This is a genomic window from Pseudoalteromonas sp. 20-92, from assembly GCF_030847595.1.
Taxonomy (GTDB): Bacteria; Pseudomonadota; Gammaproteobacteria; order Enterobacterales; family Alteromonadaceae; genus Pseudoalteromonas; species Pseudoalteromonas fuliginea.
In genome coordinates, this window is record NZ_JANJGQ010000013.1 from 13,363 (window position 1) to 39,397 (window position 26,035).

Below are 26,035 nucleotides of genomic sequence, written 5' to 3' on the forward strand. Positions count from 1 at the left end.
TAACAACGCCATGCTATGCAACAACACTTAAGAGTCGCTTAAGAGAACCTACGCATTACCTGAAGGTGATAAATAATTTTATTTATAAAAATATTCTCAAAAATTAATCAAACCTTAAATAAGGGATATAAGAATAGTGAATTTCTGAGAATAAAATTAGAGCATAAAAAAACCACTACTAGCTTATATAGTGAATTTTAAAACCTGATAAATTGCCTTTTAGTCTTTTTGTTAGATTAACTTTGGTGTTGACTTAAAGGGCTTAGCGCGGTACTAATATAAAAAGAAAGCGAAGGAATAACCTTCGCGATAATTGAACAAAATTTGGTATTAATTACATGCTTACAAACGCACTTAACCTAGTCCTGATTATTATCGTGGTGATTATTCCCGCGAGGGCTTCGTAGTGCTTTAAAAACTTAAGCATTAAAAAAGCCCTCCGCACTTAACCGTTCGGAGGGCTTTTTAGTTTTAAGGGTAAAATGTAATTGGGTTGTCACTGAGGAATGAGGGTTTATTAATGACAGGCGCAGAACTAACAATCGATTTATTGACCAAACACGGCGTAAATGAAGTATTTGGCTACCCAGGCGGAGCTATTATGCCAATTTACGATGCGCTGTATGGTGCGCCAGTCAAACACTACCTTACTCGCCATGAGCAAGGTGCAGGGTTTGCCGCTGTTGGTTATGCTCGCAGTACGCGTAAATTAGGCGTGTGCTTTGCAACATCGGGCCCAGGTGCAACTAACTTAATAACAGCCCTTGCTGATGCGATGATGGACTCAGTTCCGTTGTTAGCGATCACCGGCCAAGTGCCTACTGCAGCCATTGGATCTGATGCATTTCAAGAAATAGATGTACTAGGTATGTCGCTTTCGTGTACCAAACATAGCTACATGGTAGAACGAGCTGAAGACTTAGCAGAGATATTACAAGAAGCGATTCATTTAGCGCAAAGCGGCCGACCAGGTCCCGTACTTGTCGATATCCCAAAAGATATTCAAATGGCGCAAGTCCCTTTTAAGCCTTGGCTTGCAGCTGATGAATACTTACCAGAGTTAGATTTAAAGCAAGTTGCTATTGCTAACCAACTATTGAGTGAGGCTAAACAGCCTGTAGCGTATGTAGGCGGTGGTGTACAAGCTGCTGATGCGCAAGACGAGTTAATGCAGTTTTTAAACAAAACGCAGATGCCAGCTGTATCAACACTTAAAGCGCTAGGCAGTGTGTTACCAGATTACGAGCATTACTTAGGTATGTTAGGTATGCATGGTGGTCAAGCTGCTAATATTGCGGTGCAAGAATGTGATGTACTTGTATGTATAGGTGCACGCTTTGATGATCGCGTAACAGGTAACTTAGCTAAATTTGCAGCTAAAGCAAAAGTAATCCATTTAGATATAGATGCCGCTGAAGTTGGTAAACGAAAACCTGCTAAAGCCTCATTAATTGCTGATTTAAAAACGTCGTTACCCGCACTTGAGTGCTTTGTAACACCTAAAGCCTGGTGTGACACAAATAAAGAAATGAATATTAAGCACGCGTGGCGTTACGACTACCCAGGTGAGAAGGTATATGCACCGTACTTGTTAAACCAATTGAGCCAACGCATGCCAAAAACGGGTGTTGTGTGTTGCGATGTTGGTCAACACCAAATGTGGGTAGCACAACACATGAAGTTTACTCACCCGAGTAATCATTTAAGCAGTGGTGGTGCAGGTACAATGGGCTTTGGTTTACCTGCGGCTATTGGCGCGCAGGTAGCACGCCCTGATGACTTTGTTATTACTGTGTCGGGTGATGGCTCAATAATGATGAATATTCAAGAATTGGCCACTATTCGCCGTAATAATTTACCTGTAAAAATATTAATTTTAGATAATCAGCGCTTGGGTATGGTTCGCCAATGGCAGGAACTATTTTTTGAAGGGCGTTACTCTGAAACTGACCTTTCGGATAATCCAGATTTTGTTCAATTAGCTGCTGTATTTGGTATTCCTGGGCAAACAATTACCCACGCGAACCAAGTTGATGATGCTATTACAGCATTAGTTAACAGTAAAGGCCCGTACATAGTACATGCCTGTATTGATAATAAAGAAAACGTTTGGCCACTTGTACCACCTGGGGCTGCTAACGACGAAATGATGACGGAGAAAGCACAATGAAACATAGCTTAACTATTGCATTAAAGAGCCAAAGTATAGCGGTAGAGCGCTTTTTACGAGTGGTGCGTCATCGTGGTTTTGACCTTACGCATTTTCAGCTCAATATGGATGATGGTTTGTATAATGTGGCCATGACGGTAGATAGTGATAAACCTATTCACCTATTAACAAGCCAGCTAAACAAGCTGGTGGATGTTAAAGAAGTCACTTTACAAAATTTACAGCACCAACAGGCTGTGTAATTACGCATTAAAAAATAATTTACGAGTAACTGAGTCACTCGGTTATTCACCAATTTTAGAATGAGGAATGCCCGCTTACATTGCGGCAAAAACTGAGGTAACTATGGCTAAATTAAGAAGTGCAACAACAACTGAAGGACGTAAACGTGCAGGCGCAAGAGCATTATGGCGCGCAACAGGTATGACAGACTCTGATTTTGGTAAACCGATTATTGCTGTAGTTAACTCGTTTACACAATTTGTACCAGGGCATGTACACCTTAATCAGCTTAGTGAGCTTATGGGTGAGACAATAACCCAAGCCGGTGGCGTTCCAAAAGAATTTAATACCATTGCGATTGATGATGGCATTGCGATGGGACACGGCGGCATGCTTTACTCGCTGCCTTCGCGCGACTTAATTGCTGACTCGGTTGAGTATATGGTAAATGGTCACTGCGCCGATGCGATGATCTGTATTTCAAACTGCGACAAAATCACTCCTGGGATGATGCTTGCAGCGCTACGTTTGAACATACCGGTAATATTTGTGTCAGGCGGTCCAATGGAGGCGGGTAAAACTAAACTTGCAAACATCGACATCAAACTTGATTTAGTCGATGCTATGGTTAAAGGCGCTGATGAATCGGTAAGTGATGCAGATTCAGAGCAAGTAGAGCGCTCTGCGTGTCCTACATGTGGTTCGTGTTCGGGTATGTTTACTGCAAACTCAATGAACTGTTTGTTAGAGGCAATAGGCTTAGCACTTCCGGGTAACGGCACCACGCTTGCCACTCATAAAGACCGTAAACAACTGTATGTTGAAGCAGGGGCTCGTATTGTTGATTTATGTCGTGAGTATTATCAAAAAGATAATCAAGATGTATTGCCACGTGCTATTGCTAACAAAACAGCCTTTATGAATGCAATGGTTGTTGATATTGCAATGGGTGGCTCGTCAAATACGGTATTACATTTACTTGCTGCAGCGCAAGAAGCGGGCGTTGATTTTGATATGTCGCACATTGATGCGCTTTCTCGTAAAACACCGTTTTTATGTAAAGTTGCACCAGCAACACCAGAGTACCATATTGAAGATGTACACCGTGCTGGTGGCATGATGGCAGTCGTACGCGAGCTTGGTAAAGCGGGTTTAGTTGATATGTCAGTGAATCATGTCGCTGGGTCAACTATGGCTGAGCTTGTTAAAAAATGGGATGCAACAGATCCTACTAACGAAGTCGCGCGCAAATTTTACCGTGCGGGTCCTGCGGGCATTCGTACCACTAAAGCAATGAGCCAAGAGTGTCGTTGGGATGAAGGCGATAACGACCGTGTTAATGGTTGTATTCGTAGTGTAGAACACGCTTTTCGCCAAGATGGTGGTTTAGCTGTGCTTTCGGGGAATTTAGCCGTTGATGGTTGTGTTGTAAAAAGTGCAGGTGTCGTTGACGAAATGCTACATTTTGAAGGCACTGCAGTAGTGTACGAATCACAAGACGATTCAGTAGAAGGGATTTTAAATAACGAAGTAAAAGCCGGCGATGTTGTTGTTATTCGCTATGAAGGCCCTAAAGGGGGGCCTGGTATGCAAGAAATGCTTTATCCAACAAGCTACTTAAAATCGAAAGGCTTAGCTGAAAAGTGTGCACTTATTACAGATGGTCGCTTTTCGGGTGGTACTTCGGGTTTATCAATTGGCCATGTGTCGCCAGAGGCTGCAAGTGGTGGTGCAATTGCTTATGTTGAAAATGGCGACAAAATCATTATTGATATCGCAACACGCGAAATTACGTTAGCGCTAAGCGATGAAGAACTTGAGGCACGTAAACAAAAGCAATTAGCACGCGGAAAAATGGCGTACAAACCAGTTGATCGTGAACGTTATGTGTCGTCTGCTTTAAAAGCCTATGCATTACTTGCAACGAGTGCCGATAAAGGCGCTGTTCGCGATTTAGCTAAATTGGAGGCGCTTAGTTAATTATGGTCTCTCAAGAGCTCGATTATTTTCGCGCTATTATTCAAGCAAACATGGAGCCTTTGGCTAAAGTTACTGAGGTTAGCAAAATGGCTGAACTCAGTAAAAAGCTAGGTAACCATGTCTGGTTAAAGCGTGAAGACCAACAGCCCGTGTATTCATTTAAATTACGCGGGGCGTATAACAAATTAAATAAATTACCTAAAGGTTCGGTGGTTATTACCGCTTCTGCGGGTAATCATGCTCAAGGGGTTGCATTAAGTGCATCTCACTTAGGGCATCAAGCCACCATTGTAATGCCAGTAACAACGCCTGAAATAAAAGTAAGCGCCGTACGCGCGCTTGGCGGTGAAGTTGTATTACATGGGCATCATTTTGATGCAGCAAAAGCATATGCGCTTGAACTTACAGAGCAACGTAACGGTATATTTGTCCCACCATTTGATGATCCAGATGTCATTGTTGGTCAAGGCACTGTTGCGCGCGAGTTAATGCAGCAATTAAACGAGCTTGATGCTGTGTTTATTCCTGTTGGCGGTGGTGGCTTACTTGCTGGTATGGCGGTTTATATTAAATCGCTGCGTCCAGATATAAAAGTAATTGGCGTAGAAGCCGACGAAAGTGCGTGTTTACAAGCTGCACTTAAAGCCGGTAAGCCAGTAGAGCTTGAACGCGTTGGTAGTTTTGCTGATGGCGTAGCGGTTAAAATTATTGGCACTGAAACATTTCGTTTAGCGCAAAAGTTTTGCGATGAGGTTGTTACAGTAACTAGCGACGAAATATGTGCAGCCATGCAGGATATTTTTGTATCTACGCGTGCAATTGCAGAGCCTTCAGGTGCACTTGCAACGGCTGGGCTTAAAAAATGGAGTCAGCAATCGGGGTTAAAAGGATTGCACTTAGCTGCTGTTTTATCGGGTGCTAATTTAAACTTTGATCGCCTGCGTTATGTTGCAGAGCGCACTGCGCTGGGTGAAAAAAATGAAGCGTTATTAGCCGTTACAATCAAAGAAGAAAAAGGCAGCTTTAAACAGTTTTGCGCTTCTTTAGGTGGTCGTGCTATTACTGAGTTTAACTACCGTTATGCAGGACCTGGTGAAGCACAAATATTTGTAGGTATTGCCCTGCGCCAAGGTGAGCAAGAGCTTAATGAGCTAAAGCAAGACTTAACAAATAACGATTATCAATTTTGCGATTTGTCGGATAACGAACTCGCTAAATTACATGTACGTTATATGGTCGGCGGAAAAGCACCTGAGCAATTGCATGAACGCTTACTTCGCTTTGAATTTCCTGAGTATCCTGGGGCGCTTGCACGCTTTTTAGATACCTTAGGCAGCAATTGGAACATTACCTTGTTTCATTATCGTAATCACGGTGGGTCGATGGGGAATGTGCTAGCAGGTTTTGCTATTGAGCCAAGTCAGTATGAGGTGTTTAACGAGCATTTAAATCGCTTAGGTTATAGCGTACAAGATGAAACACAAAACCCGTGTTTTAGCCAATTTTTAACATCAAAACCGCAAGCAGAAAAAGCCGAAAAACTCGCCTCAGTATAATCCTTCTTTAAAGGCAGGCACCTAACTAGGGTGCTTGCTTTATCACAAGTTTTACATATAGTTACAGGTAGTCGCCATACTTTTGAGGATACCTAGTTGCTATTTAAGGGATTAATTATTGGATTGTGCTTTTTTTGTAGCCATATAGTGGCGCAAGAATCTGTCACATTACAGCTAAAATGGACGCATCAATTTCAGTTTGCTGGTTATTATATGGCAAAACAAAAAGGCTTTTATGACGAAGTTGGCCTTGATGTAATTATAAAACCAGCTAATCCAATGATGCCTGATACTTTTGGTCCTGTTGCCAATGGAGAAGCACAGTTTGGTGTCGGACATTCAGGCATTTTACAGCAACGTATTAATGGACAACCTCTTGTTGCTATGGCTGCCTTATTACAGTTTTCACCTTACTGCTGGATGGTTAAAGACACGTCTGATATTTTTCATCCACGTGACTTTGTTAATAAACGTATCACTGCGGTGAGCAAAAGTGATGGCACCGAACTACTTATTATGCTTAAACGCAGTGGCGTTGATGTCGATAAACTCAAACTTTACGATGGCGAAAATCCAGATCAGGCTTGGATTGAAAACAAGCTAGATGCTATGCAAGTGTATGTTACTAACCAGCCGTACTACATGACTCAGCAAGGCGTATCTCACCGGCTTATATGCCCACAGCGTTATGGTATGGATGTATATGGAGATATTTTATTTACCAGCGAAAGTATGCTTAAAAAAAATCCGCAAACGGTGGAAAAGTTTTATCAAGCAAGCCTAAAAGGCTGGCGCTATGCAATGATGAATATGGATGAAGCTATTGCGGTAACCCAGCAAAGATATGCACCGAGTAAAAGTTTTCATCAGCTCGCTTTTGAGGCCGAAGTACTAAGGGATTATATAACGCCACCCACGACCAGTTTAGGGCATATGTCGATAGCAAAATGGCGTTTAATTGCTGATCTATATGCAATTGAGCAAAATGAATTTGATGAGGTGAAAGCGAATTTTATATATAAATATCAAGAACCCGAAAAAGTGCAGTTATCGTGGATGTTAATTGCTGCGATGATTATTAGTATTGTTTCTATTCCTCTGTATTTACGTTTAATATTCAGCAAAAAATAACCACTTAATGAGAGTTCATCGAGCTGGTATAATTAATTGTCTTTTTTATACTTTAAGCAGTTATGACTTTAGCGGAACAATTTTTTGCACTTGATTCATTACTCATGCGTAATCGTCATTATTGGCAGTGCACTGCGTTTGATTTTGACGCGATTCCTTGGGGAGATCTGCAAGACACACTCAATAATCTAACGGATGATCAAGTAATCGCACTTGATAATGATCAAGATAAACTATATCAATTTTTTAGCAATCATATAAACCAACTTGATGAGCTCGCTAATTTATGCGAATTACCTAGCACCGCACACGCGAAAGTTGATTATCCTTTTTGGCTGAGTAACGGCATTAAAGGCCGTAAATTTGAGCAGTTAAAAGATTTTGTATCTGCACTACCTAATACTAAGCAACCAGTTTTAGAATGGTGCGCCGGTAAAGGGCACTTAGGGCGAATGCTTGCGTTTAATGGCGCAAGTAATGTGCATAGTATTGAACTGCAACAAAGCTTATGCGAGCAAGGACAAAAAAGTGTACAGCAACAAGGCTTGGTAATGCACTTTAGCCAAGCAAATGTATTAAAAGACGATATCACTCAATTTTTTAATACAGATATGCATGCTGTAGCACTTCACGCATGTGGAGGTTTACACCAAACATTTATGCGCCAAGCAAGTTTAGCAAAAGTACAACAGATTAGTTTTTCACCTTGTTGTTATCATTTATTTACGGCTAATGAATACCTTGCAATGAGTGAGGTTGCAAAACAAAGTGGACTAAACCTAACACACCGCGATTTAAAGCTCGCTTTACAAGAAACTGTTACTGCGCCTTCTCGTTTAGAAAAAGTGCGCAAAACAGAACTAGAATGGCGACTCGGTTTTGATGCACTAAGAAAGTCGATTACTGGCGAACAACACTACGCAAGTGTTCCTTCGGTTAATAAAGCTATATTCTCAGATTCGTTTAAATCATTTTGCGGATGGGCAGCAGAAAAAAAGACACTAAACATACCTCAAAATACTGATTACAATAAATATTTATCTATTGGGCAGGCTCGAAAAAAAATAACTGATCGCGTTGAACTGGTTCGACATGTGTTCAGAAGGGCAATTGAGGTTTGGCTTGTGCTCGATCGTGCTTTATATTTGCAACAGCAAGGCTATCGAGTAAGCGTTAAAACGTTTTGTGAAAAGCAGTTAACGCCTCGCAATATTTTGATTCTTGCTAATATCCACTAAATTTCCGCCCTCGACTTAATAAGAGATGCAATGAGAAAGTTAAAAAATTTATTTGATAACAATAAACGTTGGGCTGCTCGTACAAGTGAAGCAGACCCTGAGTTTTTTAAAATTTTATCTATGCAACAAAATCCTGAATATTTATGGATTGGTTGCTCAGACTCTCGTGTACCTGCTAATCAAATAGTTGATTTACTACCAGGCGAATTATTTGTACATCGTAACGTTGCTAACGTGGTTGTACATACCGATCATAACTGTTTATCGGTTATGCAGTACGCTGTAGAGGTTTTAAAAGTAAAACATATCATGGTTGTGGGGCATTACGGTTGTGGTGGCGTACAAGCCGTTTTAAGCAATGCAAAGTTTGGCTTTATTGACAACTGGCTACGCCATGTAGGGGATGTAAAAGAAAAGCACCTTGAACAACTTGACGCAATGCCAGAAAGCGAACGATTAAGCCGCCTTATTGAGCTAAATGTAATAGAGCAAGTACGTAATGTATGCCGTACTAATATAGTGCAAGATGCGTGGGAGCGTGGCCAAGAGCTAAGCGTTCATGGTTGGGTGTATGGTTTAGAAAACGGGCATCTTCATGATCTAGAATCTGTAGTGACGTGCGCGAGCGAAGAAACGCAAAGCTATAAAAGAGCAGTACAACACGTACTTAATAAAGTGGGTGAGAGTAAATAAATTCATGACTAAAACGGCGGTATTAATTGGTGCTACAGGTTTGGTCGGTAATGAGTTGCTCCATAAGCTACTGAATAGCGAGCATTATACCAAAGTGGTTACGTTGAGCCGTCGGGCTTTGCCTATTTTACACGCAAAGCTAGTTAATCATGTTATTGATTTTGAAAAATTAACTCAATACGTTGAGCTGTTTAAAGGTGACGTATTGTTTTCGTGTTTGGGCACCACCCGTAAGCAAGCTGGATCGATACAAGCTCAGCGTAAAGTTGATTTTGATTATCAGTTTATAGCGGCGCAGTTAGCGGCATGTAATGGGGTTACGCATTATTGTTTAGTGTCATCAAGCGGGGCGAACACGCACAGTAATAGTCCTTATTTAAAAATGAAGGGTGAGCTTGAACAGCATATTAAAGCACTCGCTTTTGACAAAATAAGTATTTTTCAACCGTCGTTGCTATTAGGTGATCGTGAGCAGTTTAGAGTGGCAGAAAAAATAGGCAGTATTATTTTTCCTGTTATTACACAATTTGCGTTTTTAAAGCGTTACAAACCAATAACTGGCGAGCAAGTGGCGCAAAAAATGCTGAGTGTGAGTTTAGAGCAGCAGGCTAAGTTGTCTTATTACGTACTTGATGAGCTATTTGAATAAACTTAGTAAAACGCAAAAGGCAGCCTAAGCTGCCTTTTTTGCACAACAAATTAATTACTCAGCGTCAGTCTCAGTCTCAGTGCTAAGTTGTTGCTCAAGTAATGCTACTTTAGCTTCGAGTTCAGTTAGCTTTTCGCGAGTACGAATAAGTACTTGGCTTTGCACATCAAATTCTTCACGGCTCACAAAGTCCATCTCAGCAAGCTTGTTTTGTAAAACTTGCTTTGTTTTACCTTCGAGTGTGTCTGCTAGGTTTTTTACACCTTGTGGCATATTGCTAGTAATTTGCTTAGCAATTTCTTCAAGTTTTGCTGGGTTGATCATATTTTTCCCTTCGGCATTGCCTAAATGATAATAACTAATATTACCTTATACCCACGGTATTTAACACATGATCATCTTTGCCTTAATTAATTAAGGCAATTGCTATGCTCGCAGTAATGGTTACGTTAAAATTGCGCGTCTTTTAAATTTCTTTGGTCGTTATGAAACTCAATCCTAAACAAGATGAAGCCGTAAAATATATTAGTGGTCCATGCTTAGTACTCGCGGGCGCGGGTTCTGGTAAAACCCGTGTTATTACTAATAAAATTGCTTATTTGGTGAAAAAATGTGAGTACAAAGCGCGAAATATAGCGGCGGTTACTTTTACCAATAAAGCAGCCAAAGAAATGCGTGAGCGAGTGCTGCAAACGCTTGGTAAGCAAGATGCTAAAGGGTTATGGGTATCAACGTTTCATACGCTAGGTTTAGAAATAATAAAAAAAGAGCTAAGCACACTGGGGTTCAAGCCAGGTTTTTCGTTATTTGATGACCAAGATACCAATCAATTACTGGGTGATTTAACCGAAGATGAGCTAAAAAAAGACAAAGATTTACTCAAACTACTTAAAATGGAAATTGGTAGTTGGAAAAATGAATTAGTGCTGCCCGAGCAAGCAATACGCGAAGCGCGCGATGCGCAAAAAGCCTTGTTTGCACAGCTTTATGCTCGCTATCAAAATCAGCTACGTGCATATAACGCACTGGATTTTGATGATTTAATTATGATCCCTACCTTGTTACTCACTAATAATGCCACTTCCCGTGAGCGTTGGCAGCAACGCTTTAAATATTTGCTGGTGGATGAGTATCAAGATACCAATACAAGCCAATATCAACTTGTTAAATTGCTAGTAGGCGAGCGTGCCCGTTTTACCGTGGTAGGTGATGACGACCAATCAATTTATTCTTGGCGTGGTGCACGTCCGCAAAACTTAGTGTTATTAGGTAAAGACTACCCAGGGCTCAGACTAATAAAGCTTGAGCAAAATTATCGAAGTGCAGGGCGAATACTAAAAGCGGCTAACATTTTAATTGCCAATAACCCACATGACATAGAGAAAAAGTTATTTAGTGAACTAGGTTATGGTGAGCCGATTAAAGTAATAGGGTGCCGCGATGAAGAGCATGAATCTGAGCGCGTAGTTGCTGAAATAATCTCACATAAGTTTATGAAGCGAACCAGCTATAAAGATTACGCGATTTTATATCGTGGTAATCATCAAGCACGTGGCTTTGAAAAATCACTAATGAGTAACCGTATCCCTTATAAAATTAGTGGCGGTATGTCGTTTTTCGCTCGCTCAGAAATTAAAGATATTATGGCGTATTTACGTTTGCTAGTTAATCAAGATGATGACAATGCATTTTTACGTATCGTAAATACACCACGACGTGAAATAGGTACGGTTACCCTTGAAAAGCTTGGCACATTAGCTAACGAAAAACATGCGAGCTTGTTTGCTACTTGCTTTGATAACGATTTAGGCTACAGACTAAAAGGGCGTGGCTTTAATGCGCTTGCTGGATTTGCTCGTTGGGTTGTTGAGCTATCTGATAACGCGGTACGAAGCGACACGCTTGAAGCAGTTAAAGACTTGGTGCGTAATATTAACTACGAGGCGTATTTGTACGAGTCGTCCCCTAGCGCAAAAGCCGCTGAAATGCGCATGAAAAATGTATCCGAGCTATATCGCTGGATCACCGATATGTTGACCGGTGATGCCGATAACGAACCAATGACATTGGCTGAGGTTGTTAGTAAGCTAACCCTTCGCGATATGCTTGAGCGTAACGAAGAAGAAGATGAAACTGATGCAGTGCACTTATCAACACTACATGCATCAAAGGGCTTAGAGTACCCATACGTATTTATGGTGGGTATGGAAGAGGGCTTACTTCCGCATCAGGTCAGTATTGATGAGGACAACGTAGATGAAGAGCGGCGCTTAGCTTATGTTGGTATTACTCGCGCTCAGCAGGAGTTAACACTTACTTATGCAAAAATCCGTCGTCAATTTGGTGAAACCTCACAAACTGAGTTAAGCCGATTTGTACAAGAGTTACCGCAGGACGATCTCGCGTTCGAAAACAAAAAGGCGCCAAATACGCAAGCAGAGCGCATGGAAAAAGGCCAAGCAAGAGTCGCTAATTTACGGGCTATGTTTAATAAAAAACCTGAGTAATTAACTACTATAAAGGGTAATTACTTAGCTGAGCTGTGATTGCGTTGTGCTTGTTGGAGATTGCTCAGCGCAAACAAGAGAATGTTGTTTACCGACAAAAAAAGCTAAACCGTGTTTATCTAATAATGTTCTAAAGTTGAGTATTGAAGGGCCCTTGGCTATTACCTTTATTGTTTTAAGTTTAGTTATTGCTAATACACCTTGTAACTGAAAATCATAGCTTTCCTGCTGTAGAATACGCTTGCTAAATGTTGAACTTAGTAATAAATAGTCGAAGTTAACGTCGGTTAATAAATTAAGTTCACATCTATCTCTAGCAAAATTGTTTAATCCAATAGAGTAGCCAAGATGGGGAAGTTTTTTTAGATTTTCGAGTTGTGTAGCACATGCATGGCGAATTTCTTGTTCATCAAATAATAGACAAAGCTGGCTTTGGCCAATTTGTTTGCTCAGTACTTCGGTGAATAAAGTAAATTCATGAGGCTCTAATAACAAGCAAGAGCAGGGCACAAGTGCCATGCTTACATTAGCTTCAAGCGCTTGTGCATAAGCTCGTTGTAGTAGCTGTAATTCTACCTCAAGATGCTGTTCTTTGTCGGATGCAAACTTTTTCAAAATACCAAAGCTAGTAAAACCAAGTATTGGGTGTTCACCAAATGCTTCAAATAATGATTCAGATTGATGTTGCTCATCTAAGGTAATAATTTCTGAGCTTCTAAAGCTCATTGGTAATGCATCTAAATGATGCAATATATGTAATTCTTGCTGTGATACTGATTGTGACAAGAGTGGATGAAATAACTCGTAGCGATTTCGGCCCGAATTTTTTGCATAATACATAGCTGCATCAGCATCGCGAATAATTTCGTCTGTGTGTGTATAGTCGTGCTTTGAGTAGGTTATTCCTATACTCGCGCCGCTTTGAAGAGAGGTACCTTTTAAACTAAATGGTTTCTTCATTAAATCAATAATACGATTTGCAACGTCTTCCGCTTGCTGTGGCTCGGTTAAATGCGTTAATAAAATAACAAATTCATCCCCGCCTAAGCGAGCAAGTAAATCGTGCTCGCGTATGCACTGAGAAAATAGCTCTGCGACACTAATTAAAAATTGATCACCGGCATGATGTCCTAACTGGTCGTTTATATCTTTAAATTTGTCTAAATCTATAAATAACACAGCAAAATGATGTTCAGGAAAGCGTTGAAAATGTTGTAGCGTTTTTTCTAGTTGTGTTAAAAATAAACTACGATTAGGCAAACTAGTGAGAGAGTCATGATGTGCATCATGATAAAGCTGCTGTTCTATTTTTTTTCGCTCTTCCATTTGCATTTGTAAATGTAAATTAGTTTGACGTAACTCTTTCGTTTTTTCGCTCACCCGAAACTCTAGCTCTTGGTGGCTTTTTTTTATTGCTTGGTTAGCTAGTTTGGTTTGCAATACAGCTGCAATTTGATGCGATACAAAGGTGATAAGTTCGCAATCATCTTGGTTAAAAATATGTTTGTTGTAATAGGCTTGGCAAACAATTAAACCCATAACTCCTTGCGAGGTCTTTAGTGGAGCACCCAACCAACTGGTGGCCATTTGCTCTTTTTTTACTGGTTTAGCTCGTTGTACTACGCCTTTCTCTATTAATTTTTTTGCTCTGCACGGATGTATAAGTTGTGTTTCTTCGGTGCTTATAACTAGCTCACTATAGCCTTTAGCAAAGCGTCTTGGTTGCGTATTATCTTTAAATTCATCAACACAATAAGGAAAGCTGATCCAGCCAGATTCTTTATCATAAAGTGCAATATATAAATTTTCTGCATAGGTAATTGTTTTTATTATTTCATGTATTTTAACGTAAGCATCGTTAAGGTTTTTAGCTTGAGTCGCTAATTCTGAAATTTTAAATAGAATTTGTTGACGTTGAAGTGCGCGTTTTCGTTGCTCTATTTCTAGGTTTAATGCGTCATTACTCTGAGTGAGTGCACGGGTACGAATTTTAACTTCTGATTCTAATAGCTCTCGTTTTTTAACACGCTCTATTGCTGTTGCTAAGTAAAGTGACATAACCTCAAGCAATTGTATTTGCTGGTCACTGTAACCTTTTCGAGTATCGTAACTTTGTGCAGCGAGCACACCAATGATATTTCTTTCCTGATAAACAGGTACGCCAACCCAATGCTCGGCGGGGGTGCCTAATGCTTTAAATAAACCTTTTGCAGCTGCGTCTTGCATTTGCTGCTTAGTAAAACAGGTTGTTTTGCCTTGTTTAAATACATAGCCAGTCGCGCCTTCATCAAAGCTGTTTGTTTGGTTGAGTGCAACTGCAATTCCATCTTTTTCATCTGAAAAGTAAGAAAGCTCTAATGATTGTGTGTCTTGGTTCGATAAAACGACATAAAAACTTTTACTAGGCACATATTTTTGTAAAATGTCATGGATAGCGGGATATAACAGAGTTAACTCAGCAACAGTACTAGCTTGCTCTGATAGTTGGATCAGCGCATTTTGTAGGTGATGGGATTGTTTGTACTTTTCGAGTAGCACTTTAAGGCGCTTGTTTTGATACGCTAACTTACTCGATGCTGAGAGTTTATCTTCCAATGACGTTAACCGACTATTATTATTGTATAGTTATTAGCCTTATAATTTCATTTTTAGCGGCGATCGTCAAGTGGATATTACCCTAATTAAGGCGCTAAAAGCGTTAAAAAGGTATTAAAAAAGGCTTACCCATAGGTAAACCTTTTTTATTTTACAAATACTTATTTAGATGTCATAAAATCGATTGCAGCGCTTATCTCATCATCAGAACAATCCATACAAGTGCCTTTTGGCGGCATTGCATTAAAACCATTAATTGCATGCCCAAGTAAAGTGTCTTTACCTTTAGCTATGCGTGGAGCCCAATCGTCAGCTGACTTTGGCGCGCCTAGTGCACCAGTGCCATGACATGCAAAACATGCCCCCTGATATACTTGCTCACCAGAACGTGGGCCTGTAGGTACTGCAGCAACAGCTGCTTTATCACCTTCAAGATACACAGCACCAACCGGCGCGAGACGTTTTTTAATTGCATCTTCAGTCATAGAGTTATCATATGGCTGTGCGTATGCGGTGGTTGCTAGCAATAATAATGCAGCAGCTGTTAATTTTTTCATTTTGCCTTGCTCACTTCGATTTGAACGTGATCAATCACGATATAGATGACGGAAATTAAACCGATTATAACTCTCTGAGCCAATTTATAAAATGCTAAGAGACGTTTTTATTAATAAAACTGACTACTTTTTGCGTTAACGCAATAAAATTTAATTATTTATTGTTTTTTGTTGAGCAATTTAATAAGCGTAATCAGTCATATAATTAACTTCTTAGATCTTAAGATCAAAATTAATTCATTGTTAATACGCTAGTAACTAGTTTTGCGATCCCCACATCCGCATCAAGAATCGATTGTGCCAACATGTAAGCAGGAGTGGTAACTAGCTTATTTGCTTCATCGATCACTACATCATCCACTGCGCAGTTAATATGTTTGGCGCCTAATGTGCTTAGTGCTTGTGCTGTATCTACATCGTTACCAATAGTGAGTTGGGCATTATCGTAAATAAATGGGATCAAAGCGGGTGCAATACACATATACCCAGCAGGTTTTTTTGCTTTAGCAAATGCTTTACAAGTATTAAGTACGTCCTGATTGATATTTGCTTTTGTGCCCTTAATTGCAAAGTCGCATAAGTTTTTAGCCGCACCAAAACCACCAGGTACAATTAACGCATCAAATTGAGCTACATCTAGGTCAATCAGGGATTTTATGTCGCCCCGTGCAATACGAGCAGCTTCTGTTAATACATTGCGTTTATCAGGCATAACATCGCCTGTTAAGTGGTTAATGGTATGAAGTTGCTCAATATCAGGTGCAAAACATTGATAAGCCCCGCCATTTTTGGCTATGTGTAATAGCGTTAAAACTACTTCATTAATTTCACTGCCATCGTATACGCCACTTCCTGCTAATATTACAGCTACTTTTTTCATGCTTTTATATTCCTTAATTAAATTTATTAAGCTTATAGTTTGAAGTTTAACATGTACTAAATTGTCTATTTAAATTAATTTCAGTGTGAAAATTGTACGCTAGGTAAGTTGTAATGCGGTATATATCTTTTGGTGATTATAGCTAATGAAAAAAAGTATAAAGGATCGCTATGATCTTTGATCCATTATGCTAGAATACTCGTCCGGTTATTGGGTTGGATGACTATAATCGAAGTGAGTAACAGCGGATGTAGTCGTTAAAAAACCTTTTTCCACATTGGTCTAAAAGAATAAAAAAAGAACCTCGTATTATCTTTTTTAAATAAAAACATGTAGTTAAATTATTTTCTAGGCATTGTATTATGCTTTGGAAGAATTTTTTGTGGCTGTTATCTACATACTTATCCACAGCTTGCTCAAGTTGAAATGAGACAATGATTGATAATTCACAGTCGTTTTATTTCCTACCTTATGGCATGCTTACAATCACCTTAATTTTTTGCATTTAGGATCCAAATTCACCATGGCTCAGATCCCCGAAAACCCACTTATTTTAGTTGATGGCTCGTCATATTTATTTCGTGCTTATCATTCTCCGCCGCATTTAACTAATTCTAAAGGTGAGGCTACGGGCGCTATTTACGGCGTGATCAACATGCTTAAAAGCTTGATCAGACAATATGATCCCTCACACATGGTGGTTATATTTGATGCAAAAGGCAAAACGTTCCGTAACGACATGTATAGCGAGTATAAGGCAAATCGTCCGCCTATGCCGGATGACTTACGCACACAAATAGCACCAATACACAGTATTATCAAAGCGATGGGTTTTCCGCTAATTAGCATCGAAGGTGTTGAAGCCGATGATGTTATTGGCACATTTGCACGTATAGCGTCAGAGCAAAAACGACATGTACTCGTCTCCACTGGTGATAAAGATATGGCGCAACTTGTAAATGAACACGTTACGCTCATAAACACGATGACCGACAGTATTTCAGATCCCCTTACTGTGGTTGAAAAGTTTGGTGTAGGTCCTGAACTTATTATTGATTACTTAGCATTAATGGGCGATAAGGTCGATAACATCCCTGGTGTTGAAGGTTGTGGGCCTAAAACGGCGGTTAAGTGGTTAGAAAAATATGGCTCGTTGCAAGGTGTAATGGATCACGCAAGTGAGATCAAGGGTAAAATAGGTGAAAAGTTAGCTGCAGCTCTCGATCATCTGCCTTTAAGCTACGAGCTTGCAACAATTAAGTGCGATGTTGAAGTCGAATCAGATCTTGATACGTTCAAACTACAAGAGCCAAATAAAGACGAATTAATTGCACTATATGGTGAGTGCGAATTCCGTCGTTGGTTAGCTGAGTTGCTAGATAACCCTAAAGATGCAGAAACACATCTAGCTGTACCTACCGAAGCCACTGAATTACCAAAAGCAGAAGATGCTCATTACGAAACTATTTTAACGCAAGCGCAATTTGATACGTTAATAGAGCAATTAAATAGTGCCGAGTTATTTGCATTTGATACAGAAACTACCAGCCTTGATTACATGAAAGCGCAATTAGTGGGTATGAGTTTTGCCGTAAAAGCGGGTGAAGCTGTGTATTTACCTCTAGCGCATGACTACCCAGGTGCGCCTGATCAACTAAGCCTTGAATTTGTAATGCAAAAGCTAGGTCCAATTTTGGCCGATGAAAACAAAGCTAAAGTAGGGCAAAACCTTAAATACGACAAAAGTGTATTAGCGAATGCAGGTTTTGCGCTAAATGGTATTAAGTTTGACACCATGCTTGAGTCATACGTATTTAATAGTGTGGGTACACGCCATGATATGGACTCGCTAGCACTTAAATATCTAGGCCATAAAAATATTAGCTTTGAAGATATTGCTGGCAAAGGTAAAAAGCAACTTACCTTCAACCAAATTGAACTTGAAAAAGCTGCGCCTTATGCTGCAGAAGATGCCGATATTACTTTGCGCCTACATGAAGTGCTTTGGCCAAAAATAGCGGCTGATGAAAAGCTAAAATCTGTATTCGAAGATATAGAAATGCCACTTGTTAGTGTGATTTCTGATATTGAACGAACCGGTGTAGCAATAGATAGCAATATGCTTGCAGCGCACAGCCAACGATTAGGCGAGCGTTTAATTGAACTTGAAAAAGAAGCATTTGAAATAGCAGGCGAACCATTTAATTTAAGCTCTCCTAAGCAACTACAAGTATTGTTGTTTGAAAAGCTTGGCCTGCCTATCATCAAAAAAACACCTAAAGGTGCACCTTCTACCGCAGAAGAAGTATTGCAAGAGCTTGCTCATGATTATCCACTACCTAAAGTAATTATAGAGCATCGTGGTTTATCAAAGCTTAAATCAACTTACACCGATAAATTACCATTAATGGTGAATGAGAAAACCCAGCGTGTACATACGTCTTATCATCAGGCAATTACTGCAACGGGGCGCTTGAGTTCAACCGATCCTAATTTACAAAATATTCCTATTCGTTCAGAAGAAGGGCGTCGAATTCGTGAAGCGTTTATAGCTGCAGATGGTTATAAAATTGTCGCTGCCGATTATAGTCAAATTGAGCTGCGCATTATGGCGCACCTTTCACAAGACAAAGGTTTATTAAATGCATTTGCTAACGGCTTAGATGTACACAGTGCAACTGCCGCTGAAGTATTTGGTGTAGAGCTTGATGATGTAACTACCGATATGCGCCGCAAGGCGAAAGCAGTAAACTTTGGCTTAATTTATGGTATGTCGGCATTTGGTTTAGCACGTCAACTAGACGTGCCACGCCATGAAGCGCAGCATTACATAGATAAATACTTTGAGCGTTTTCCAGGTGTATTAGAGTACATGGAAACAACACGCGAAAAAGCAGCTGAAAATGGCTATGTTGAAACAATATTTGGTCGCCGCCTACATTTACCAGAAATAAACGCACGTAATGGCGCGCGCAGGAAAGGAGCCGAACGTGCTGCTATAAACGCACCAATGCAAGGTACTGCCGCCGATATTATTAAAAAAGCAATGCTGAGTGTTAACCGTTGGGTACACGAACAGGCGCCAAATACGATTAAGCTACTAATGCAAGTACACGATGAATTAGTATTTGAAATTAAAACAGACTGCGCACCAGAATATACAAAACATATTTGTGAACTGATGTCGCAAGCTGCAGCGCTTGATGTGCCACTTATTGTTGAAGCCGACGAAGGTGACAACTGGGAACAAGCCCATTAATGCAATTTGAGCATTTTAATTAAAGCGCCTTTTGGCGCTTTTTTTATGTTTAAGTAAAAGGGCGAATAACAGCGATTCAATTAGCTATGTGCAAGCTTTAGTTAAAATAAGGTTAATTTAAGCAACTATTTGTATTAAATCGTTATATGTTCGTCAATTCGAGCTGTTTTACAGGAATATGATTGTATTTTAATGCGTGCTTTTGTTAAAGTCCCGCTTGTCCTATCCTGTAGGACATCCTGTTGATGATGCATCTGAAAGGGTGCAACAAATTGATAGCTTCTCCCCAGTTTGCTATACCGGCCTACCAACTTGTTTGGTGGGCCGTTTTTTGTTTTACACCTGAAAACCCTATCTAAAAAATTATTTATTGCGCTATACCAATTGTATTATTCATTCGTCATTTCGAGGTGGTTTGGGTACATCGCAGGTGATACCATCAAAGTAATATTATTATTTTCATTTTATTACTAAGGAGTGCGTTATGTTTAAAGCATTAGCTATTGCAGGTTTTTCTTTATCAAGTTTAGTTATTTCTAATGTTGCTCAGGCCGATTGGCAGCTAGTGAATGATAAAAGCCAACTAAGCTTTGTTTCAATTAAAAAAGATTCGATTGCTGAAGCTCACCATTTTACTAACCTTGAAGGTATGCTTTCTGATAAAGGTGAGTTTAGCGTTAATGTTGATTTAACATCAGCCGAAACTCTAATTCCTATTCGTAATGAGCGTTTAACAGCAATATTATTTGAAGCAGCTAAATTCCCCAATGCTGTTTTAACTGCAAATTTAACTAAAGAGCTGAGTAATCTTAAAAAATCTGGTCAATATGTATTGAAAGGTATTGAAGCGGAACTTGATTTTCATGGTAATAAAAAATCATTGGCTATTGATGTACTCGTTAATAGCACGCAAAGTGGCGATTTAACCGTATCATCATTAACACCTATTATTATTAATAGTAGTGATTTTGGTATAACTGAAGGCGTTAAACAACTGCAAAAATTAGCGGGTTTACCTTCAATTGCAACAGCAGTACCTGTTACGTTTGCAATTACACTTAAAAAACAGTGATTTCTTTAAGTGAGCTTAGCAAGCAATTAAGCGAGCCAAGCAAACCTTTTGATAGTTGGCAGCCTAACCATTGTGGGGAGCTGCCAATTGTTATTAATCATGAGGGAAAATGGTTTTACGATGGCAGCGAAATAACACGCCCAGCCATGGTGAAGTTGTTTGCTTCTGTATTGTGTAAAGAAGGTGAGCAATTTTATTTAAAAACACCTGTCGAAAAAATAACAATAACGGTTGATGATGCGCCGTTTATTATTGTTGATTGGCGTTTTGAAAATACAGCGCAAGGACAGGTGTTGTGTTGTATTGATAATCTAGCTAGGCAGTGGCTGGTTAGCGCTCAGCAGCCCTTGCATATAAAAGACTACAAAGGTTCAAAGGTGCCTTATTTAAAGCTACCGTATGGTTGTAGTGCGCGAGTTTCACGCAGTGTATTTTATCAGTGGGCTGAAAAAGCCGAGTTTGATAAGCTCGGCTATTTTATTAAATCTGCCAAAGAGCAGTTTTATTTATCCTAACACCAGATCTTAAGCTTCTGGGTTAGTTTCGTCAGTGACTACTTCATCAGTAGGTGGTATAGCAATCACAGGTCCTAAAAACCATTCATCTAGCTTTTTAGCTACTTCTGGTAAACCCGTGCCTTTTAATGATGAAAATGCATGAACTGTAATATCCCCATCAAGCGTGCTTAATTCACGGCGAACTTGCAGTACTTGTGATTTACGAGGGCCTTGCTTTAGTTTGTCGGCTTTAGTTAATAGTGCTAATACTGGAATTTCACTACCAATTGCCCAATTAATTAAATCACGGTCTAAGTCTTTTAATGGATGACGAATATCCATTAAAATAACAATACCTTTTAAGCTTTGACGCTTTTGTAGGTATTCGCCTAACGACTTTTGCCATTTCTTTTTCATTTCGATTGGTACTTTAGCAAAGCCATAGCCTGGCAAATCGATAAGGCGCATATCGTCAACATCCGCTAAATCGAATGTATTGATTAGCTGGGTACGCCCAGGTGTTTTACTTGTACGTGCTAGCTTTTGATCGGTTAATGCATTTAATGCACTCGACTTACCTGCATTGGAACGACCGGCAAACGCAACTTCAATTCCCGTATCAGCAGGTAATTTAGTAATGTCGGGAGCGCTTGTTACGAAAGACGCAGTATTATATTTGATACGAGATTTGAGCACAGGCTCTCCTAAAACTTAAAAAAATAACGTTGAGTAAACCAAATTCACTCAGGGCACGTATTTTATACTATAAAGGATGTATTAAAAAGCGTATTTAACCACCTAAAAACAGTACCTATGGTACATTTAAAACATGTTAAAGCTTAATCTAAGTCAAAACCCTGTAAATTATAAGCTTAATATGTGTAGAAAACGTGCCAGAGAATTTATTATCGTGTAGAATATATGTATTACAGCATCACGATTGTAGATGATACAGGGTCGGAAACAGAGAATTCACCATGAAAAAAATAGCACTATCTTTAACAATATTGCTTGGTGCGTTGTCAGCAAGCAACGCAACAGCATTTGATGGCGATGTAAACGCAGGTAAAGAAAAATCAGCAACGTGTGCGGCTTGTCACGGCCCAGACGGTAATGCGCCGGTTAATATTTACCCTAAAATTGCAGGTCAACATCCAGATTATATCCTTAAGCAACTTCAGGATTTAAAATTAGGTATGACGTCAGGCGGCAAAGAAGGGCGTATGGATCCAGTAATGAGCGCTATGGCTATGCCACTTAGCGAGCAAGACATGAAAGATCTAGCAGCTTATTTTTCTTCAATGAACATGACCGAAGGTGCTACACCTAAAGATGTCGTTGATGTTGGCGAAATGCTTTTTAAAGCAGGCGATGCAGAGCGTGGAATTCCATCATGTGCAGCATGTCATGGTCCACGTGGTAACGGTTCGTCACTTGCTAAGTTTCCAAAAATTTCTTTTCAGCATCCAGGATACATCAAGTCTCAACTTGAAAAATTCCGTGATGGTACTCGTCATAATGACCTAAATGGCATGATGGGCGATATTGCAAAAAAATTAACAGATAAAGACATTGAAGTACTTTCTCAATACTTAGGTGGTTTACACTAAAGTCGTATTTATTTATTTTTAATTAATGAATAGACTACAATATGTATAAAAAAGCAGCTTAAGCTGCTTTTTTTGTGTCCGAAATTAGCGATATTACCGTTATGCTTTGTAAGACATTGACCATGCAGTGGTGTGAGAAAAGTCTTATTTTAAATATTTTTTTTTCATTAACTCATTGTAATTTAAAATAAGTTAAATTTGTTAATGTATGTAGTGTAAGAAAAAAGATATAAATTAGTTGTAACAAAATTATTAACGAGTAGATTAACCCCTGTCGCAAAAAAACAATAAAAAAACGGAAATAGCTATAAGGAAAGTAGCGCGGCACGACTACATAGCACAAGATTGGTGCTACTAAAGGAAATAATAAAAAAGAGTCAGGAAGACCGATAATAATAAAAACTCATGGAAGTTTAATAATAAAAACAAAATGGAATGCTACAAGGAACGTAAAAATAATAACAATACGGACTGGTAATAATAAAAATAATAAAGACTAAAAAAAGTCGAAGGGAGAAGTGTCCAGATAATGGCGCTCAGATTAGCAGGCGGTAGAGATGTTTTCTCTACCGCCTTTTTATTTGTCCTGTTACAATACCCACCGTTTAATAACTAGCAGTAAGCTAGTTTAGGCGCTATAACACAGAGAAGCCCAACCTCTGAAGCGCAAACTGAATTCTTCTGGCTATGCCAGCATTGCGATGCCCATTAATTTGCGCCTCGCTCAAAACCTCTTAAGTGAGACGATCAAGATATGAGTAGAACGAAAAAGTCACGCAAAAGCCCAGCAAATGGACCTGTACGTTTAAGCCAAGATAAGCTTAAAGAGATGCGTGCGTTAAAAGAGCAACGAGTTAAAAAAACCAAAGGCGCTAAGCCTGGTTCGCGTAATGCACCGGATGTATTAAATGGTGATAGCCAAAATTCACAATCAGGTTCTAGAGATAAGCGTATTGGTAGTAAAAAACCAGTACCATTGGTTGCAACTGCTGTTGAACCAAAAGTAAAAATGAAACGTAACCTGAAGCCAACTATAGAGCTTAAAAAAGTTGTACAGCCAGAGTTTACACCAGAGCAAGAGCTTGAAACGCTTGAGAACGATGTGCGTTTACTTAAATTAGTTGAGCGCCATGAAGGTGGTGAATTACTAACAGGCAAAGATGCTAAATATTTTAATAGCCGCATTGCTCGTCATCAAGTTTTATGTGAATTGTTAGGTCTTGAAGACGAAGATGAACCAGAGCTTGAAGATGACTTTAGTGATGAAGACAAGTCAAATTCTGACTTTGATCAGTATTTATCAAATGATCTAGCAAATGAATGGCTAGATGATGAAGAAGACAAGTAATTAATAAGGGTAATTAATGAGTACCGCGGTAATTTTAGCCTTACTTTTAGGCGCTGCTATTATAGCTGGCTTGGCATTTTATGCAGGTCAGTTATTGTATAAGTTAAATGCGCAAAAAAAGTTAATTGCGAAGGCGCAGACTGAGAAAAAGCAAAAGCTTGAAAAGTCTCGCTTAGAGCGAAATGCAAAACTAGCCGATAGTATTCATTTAATTGCGCGTGCAATGAATGAAGAGCAGTGTGAGTTTTCTGAAGGCTGTTTACGTATTTGGGTACTTATGTCTCAATATGGCTTTGAGAGCGAGCGTGATTTAACGGCGCTGTATCCTGGCATTCATCAAATGTACCAGGTAGTTAAAGAAATGCCGACGCACGATGCACGTAAAAAATACTCTAAAAAAGAGATTTTTAAGTTAGATAAGGCTCGCTGGCACGCAGAAGAAACACTTAAAGATGAAGTTAAAGCCGATTGCGCTAAAATTATCATCGAGTTTAAAGCCGCTCCAGGCAGCGATAAAGTCGTTTTTAATTAAAGCTGCAACTTAAATACAAAAAGCAGACCTAGGTCTGCTTTTTTTGTGTCGATGTATTTATTATCCAGAGTTCAGGCTAAATCACTCTTGAAAAGCGCTTTGCGTTAATTTGTTTTTGTAAGTGAGCATCGAAGCACATACAAATAATACGAATGAATAAGTTTCCGCGTGGTGTTACGCTAATCTTATTATCAATTATAGTGACTAGTTCATCTTTTATAAGTGGCGCAAGCGCTACTAATGCACTCTCAAAGTAGTCATTAAATATAAGCGCGTGTTTTTCACTAAAGTCTTGTATATTTAATTCAAATTGGCAAATGAGCTGTTTAATTGCATCAGCACGAATTACATCATCATGTGTTAAGTGCATTCCTTTATTAAGAGCACTGCCGCTTTGTGTTTCGATGCTGTGGTAATAATGTTTTAATTCTTTTTGATTTTGTAAAATGGCAGTGCCAATTTGCGAAATTGATGACACGCCTAAACCTAATAAATCACAATTTCCATGGGTTGTATAACCTTGAAAGTTACGATGTAACTTGCCTTCATTTTGCGCAACAGCTAGTTCATTATCAGTTTTTGCAAAATGGTCCATACCAATAAATTGATAGCCTGCCTGCGTCATTTGCTCCAAGGTATTTTTAAACATGGTGAGCTTGTTATGTGCACTGGGTAAATCGGTATCTTTAATCTTACGCTGTGCGGCAAAGCGCTCTGGTAAATGCGCATAGTTAAATACTGATACTCTATCAGGGCTTAGCTCAATAAGTTGCTCTATAGTTTGCCTAAAGCTCTCTGGTGTTTGCAGTGGTAGTCCGTAAATCATATCTGCATTAATAGATTGAAACCCCAACTGGCGAGCTTGTGTAATTAATTGCTTGACCGTATCTGCATTTTGCGGGCGATTAACAGCAAGTTGTACGTCATCGTTAAAGTCTTGAATACCAAACGAGACGCGGTTAAAGCCAAGCATCCTTAAATCAACAAGCATATTATCGGCAAGTGAGCGTGGGTCTATTTCAATGCCGCGCTCTGTTGTGCGTGTAAAATTAAAGTGTTGTTCTAAAAGCTTAATTAAACGGGTCATTTGTTTTGCGGTTAAAAAGGTGGGAGTACCACCACCTAAATGTAATTGCTCAACCGTGTAGTTCTTAAATAAAGGCGCTTGGGCAGTAATTTCTTTTGCTAAAAAGTCGAGATACGTATCTGCCTTAGATTGATGGCGGGTAATTATTTTATTACAGCCACAGTAGTAGCACAGCTGACTACAAAACGGGATGTGAATATATAAAGAAAGAGAGCGACTTGTTGACGATTCTATAGCGCTTAGTAGGTCTTGTTGCTGGTACCCGTCACGCAGTGATAAAGCCGTGGGATAAGAGGTATAACGCGGACCAGACACATTATATTTGTTTATTAGGGTTTCATCCCAGTGTGGAAGTTTAATCATCACGCGTACCTAAGTATTTATTTAGGGGGATTATAAAAAAGTACTCAGGAAAGCGGTTTGATCTATAACAAAAAAGGTGCCGAAGCACC

The 26,035-nt window shown here is 39.5% G+C and carries 21 protein-coding genes; 15 read left to right on the forward strand and 6 right to left on the reverse strand.

Annotation, left to right across the window (positions count from 1 at the left end; all coding sequences use genetic code 11):
• The first annotated feature begins 520 nt into the window (after positions 1 to 520).
• The 8 genes from ilvG to NRL14_RS12320 all read left to right on the forward strand — a co-directional run bounded on the left by ilvG (position 521) and on the right by NRL14_RS12320 (position 9,639).
• A complete protein-coding gene (ilvG, locus tag NRL14_RS12285) occupies positions 521 to 2,170 on the forward strand; it encodes an acetolactate synthase 2 catalytic subunit (protein WP_077536262.1) in 1,650 nt (549 codons plus the stop codon).
• Positions 2,167 to 2,412, forward strand: a complete 246-nt coding sequence (gene ilvM, locus NRL14_RS12290; protein ID WP_077536260.1) for an acetolactate synthase 2 small subunit — start codon at positions 2,167 to 2,169, stop codon at positions 2,410 to 2,412. Before ilvG ends, ilvM begins: the two co-directional genes overlap by 4 nt.
• Before the next feature lie 103 nt (positions 2,413 to 2,515).
• Entirely contained in the window at positions 2,516 to 4,372 is a 1,857-nt protein-coding gene (gene ilvD, locus NRL14_RS12295) for a dihydroxy-acid dehydratase (RefSeq protein WP_077538866.1), read from the forward strand.
• 2 nt (positions 4,373 to 4,374) lie between these two features.
• Entirely contained in the window at positions 4,375 to 5,928 is a 1,554-nt protein-coding gene (ilvA, locus tag NRL14_RS12300; protein ID WP_306724769.1) for a threonine ammonia-lyase, biosynthetic, read from the forward strand.
• 96 nt (positions 5,929 to 6,024) lie between these two features.
• Entirely contained in the window at positions 6,025 to 7,059 is a 1,035-nt protein-coding gene (locus NRL14_RS12305; protein WP_306724770.1) for an ABC transporter substrate-binding protein, read from the forward strand.
• 62 nt (positions 7,060 to 7,121) lie between these two features.
• On the forward strand, positions 7,122 to 8,297 hold the full coding sequence (locus tag NRL14_RS12310; protein WP_306724771.1) for a methyltransferase: 1,176 nt from the start codon (positions 7,122 to 7,124) through the stop codon (positions 8,295 to 8,297).
• Between the two features lie 30 nt (positions 8,298 to 8,327).
• On the forward strand, positions 8,328 to 8,990 hold the full coding sequence (gene can, locus NRL14_RS12315; RefSeq protein WP_007377282.1) for a carbonate dehydratase: 663 nt from the start codon (positions 8,328 to 8,330) through the stop codon (positions 8,988 to 8,990).
• Positions 8,991 to 8,994: 4 nt separating this feature from the next.
• Positions 8,995 to 9,639, forward strand: a complete 645-nt coding sequence (locus NRL14_RS12320; RefSeq protein ID WP_306724772.1) for an NAD(P)H-binding protein — start codon at positions 8,995 to 8,997, stop codon at positions 9,637 to 9,639.
• 54 nt (positions 9,640 to 9,693) lie between these two features.
• Here the strand turns inward: NRL14_RS12320 and NRL14_RS12325 are convergent, their stop codons facing one another.
• Positions 9,694 to 9,963: an accessory factor UbiK family protein gene (locus NRL14_RS12325; protein ID WP_306724773.1), complete on the reverse strand. Its 270-nt coding sequence runs from the start codon at positions 9,961 to 9,963 to the stop codon at positions 9,694 to 9,696.
• Positions 9,964 to 10,124: 161 nt separating this feature from the next.
• Between NRL14_RS12325 and rep the strand changes: the two genes are divergently transcribed.
• Positions 10,125 to 12,146: a DNA helicase Rep gene (gene rep / locus NRL14_RS12330; RefSeq protein ID WP_306724774.1), complete on the forward strand. Its 2,022-nt coding sequence runs from the start codon at positions 10,125 to 10,127 to the stop codon at positions 12,144 to 12,146.
• Positions 12,147 to 12,170: 24 nt separating this feature from the next.
• Here rep and NRL14_RS12335 read toward each other — a convergent pair whose 3' ends face one another.
• The 3 genes from NRL14_RS12335 to elbB all read right to left on the reverse strand — a co-directional run bounded on the left by NRL14_RS12335 (position 12,171) and on the right by elbB (position 16,178).
• Positions 12,171 to 14,741 (reverse strand): diguanylate cyclase domain-containing protein, encoded by a 2,571-nt coding sequence (locus NRL14_RS12335; RefSeq protein ID WP_306724775.1) that lies wholly within the window; start codon positions 14,739 to 14,741, stop codon positions 12,171 to 12,173.
• A gap of 161 nt (positions 14,742 to 14,902) precedes the next feature.
• Positions 14,903 to 15,298: a cytochrome c5 family protein gene (locus tag NRL14_RS12340; RefSeq protein ID WP_007377277.1), complete on the reverse strand. Its 396-nt coding sequence runs from the start codon at positions 15,296 to 15,298 to the stop codon at positions 14,903 to 14,905.
• Positions 15,299 to 15,530: 232 nt separating this feature from the next.
• Positions 15,531 to 16,178, reverse strand: coding sequence for an isoprenoid biosynthesis glyoxalase ElbB (gene elbB / locus NRL14_RS12345; protein ID WP_149605663.1), 648 nt, complete (start codon positions 16,176 to 16,178; stop codon positions 15,531 to 15,533).
• 523 nt (positions 16,179 to 16,701) lie between these two features.
• On the opposite strand from elbB, the gene polA reads away from it, so the two are divergent.
• The 3 genes from polA (at position 16,702) to NRL14_RS12360 (ending at position 21,024) form a co-directional block, all read left to right on the forward strand.
• Entirely contained in the window at positions 16,702 to 19,437 is a 2,736-nt protein-coding gene (gene polA, locus NRL14_RS12350) for a DNA polymerase I (RefSeq protein WP_306724776.1), read from the forward strand.
• Between the two features lie 484 nt (positions 19,438 to 19,921).
• On the forward strand, positions 19,922 to 20,509 hold the full coding sequence (locus NRL14_RS12355) for a YceI family protein (protein WP_306724777.1): 588 nt from the start codon (positions 19,922 to 19,924) through the stop codon (positions 20,507 to 20,509).
• Positions 20,506 to 21,024 (forward strand): DUF1285 domain-containing protein, encoded by a 519-nt coding sequence (locus NRL14_RS12360; protein ID WP_306724778.1) that lies wholly within the window; start codon positions 20,506 to 20,508, stop codon positions 21,022 to 21,024. The genes NRL14_RS12355 and NRL14_RS12360 overlap by 4 nt, the downstream gene beginning before the upstream one ends.
• Positions 21,025 to 21,033: 9 nt before the next feature.
• Here NRL14_RS12360 and yihA read toward each other — a convergent pair whose 3' ends face one another.
• Positions 21,034 to 21,702, reverse strand: coding sequence for a ribosome biogenesis GTP-binding protein YihA/YsxC (gene yihA, locus NRL14_RS12365; RefSeq protein ID WP_008137691.1), 669 nt, complete (start codon positions 21,700 to 21,702; stop codon positions 21,034 to 21,036).
• Between the two features lie 281 nt (positions 21,703 to 21,983).
• On the opposite strand from yihA, the gene NRL14_RS12370 reads away from it, so the two are divergent.
• The 3 genes from NRL14_RS12370 (at position 21,984) to NRL14_RS12380 (ending at position 24,496) form a co-directional block, all read left to right on the forward strand.
• The gene (locus NRL14_RS12370) at positions 21,984 to 22,616 is read left to right on the forward strand and encodes a cytochrome c (RefSeq protein WP_007377271.1); all 633 of its coding nucleotides are present in this window, start codon (positions 21,984 to 21,986) and stop codon (positions 22,614 to 22,616) included.
• Positions 22,617 to 23,370: 754 nt separating this feature from the next.
• Complete coding sequence (gene yihI / locus NRL14_RS12375) at positions 23,371 to 23,964, forward strand: Der GTPase-activating protein YihI (RefSeq protein WP_306724779.1); 594 nt, start codon at positions 23,371 to 23,373, stop codon at positions 23,962 to 23,964.
• Between the two features lie 16 nt (positions 23,965 to 23,980).
• Entirely contained in the window at positions 23,981 to 24,496 is a 516-nt protein-coding gene (locus NRL14_RS12380) for a DUF2489 domain-containing protein (protein ID WP_033028825.1), read from the forward strand.
• A 76-nt stretch (positions 24,497 to 24,572) separates the two neighbouring features.
• Here the strand turns inward: NRL14_RS12380 and hemN are convergent, their stop codons facing one another.
• Positions 24,573 to 25,946 carry an oxygen-independent coproporphyrinogen III oxidase gene (gene hemN / locus NRL14_RS12385; protein WP_306724781.1) on the reverse strand — a complete coding sequence of 458 codons (1,374 nt, stop codon included), beginning with the start codon at positions 25,944 to 25,946 and terminating at the stop codon, positions 24,573 to 24,575.
• Positions 25,947 to 26,035 lie beyond the last annotated feature (89 nt).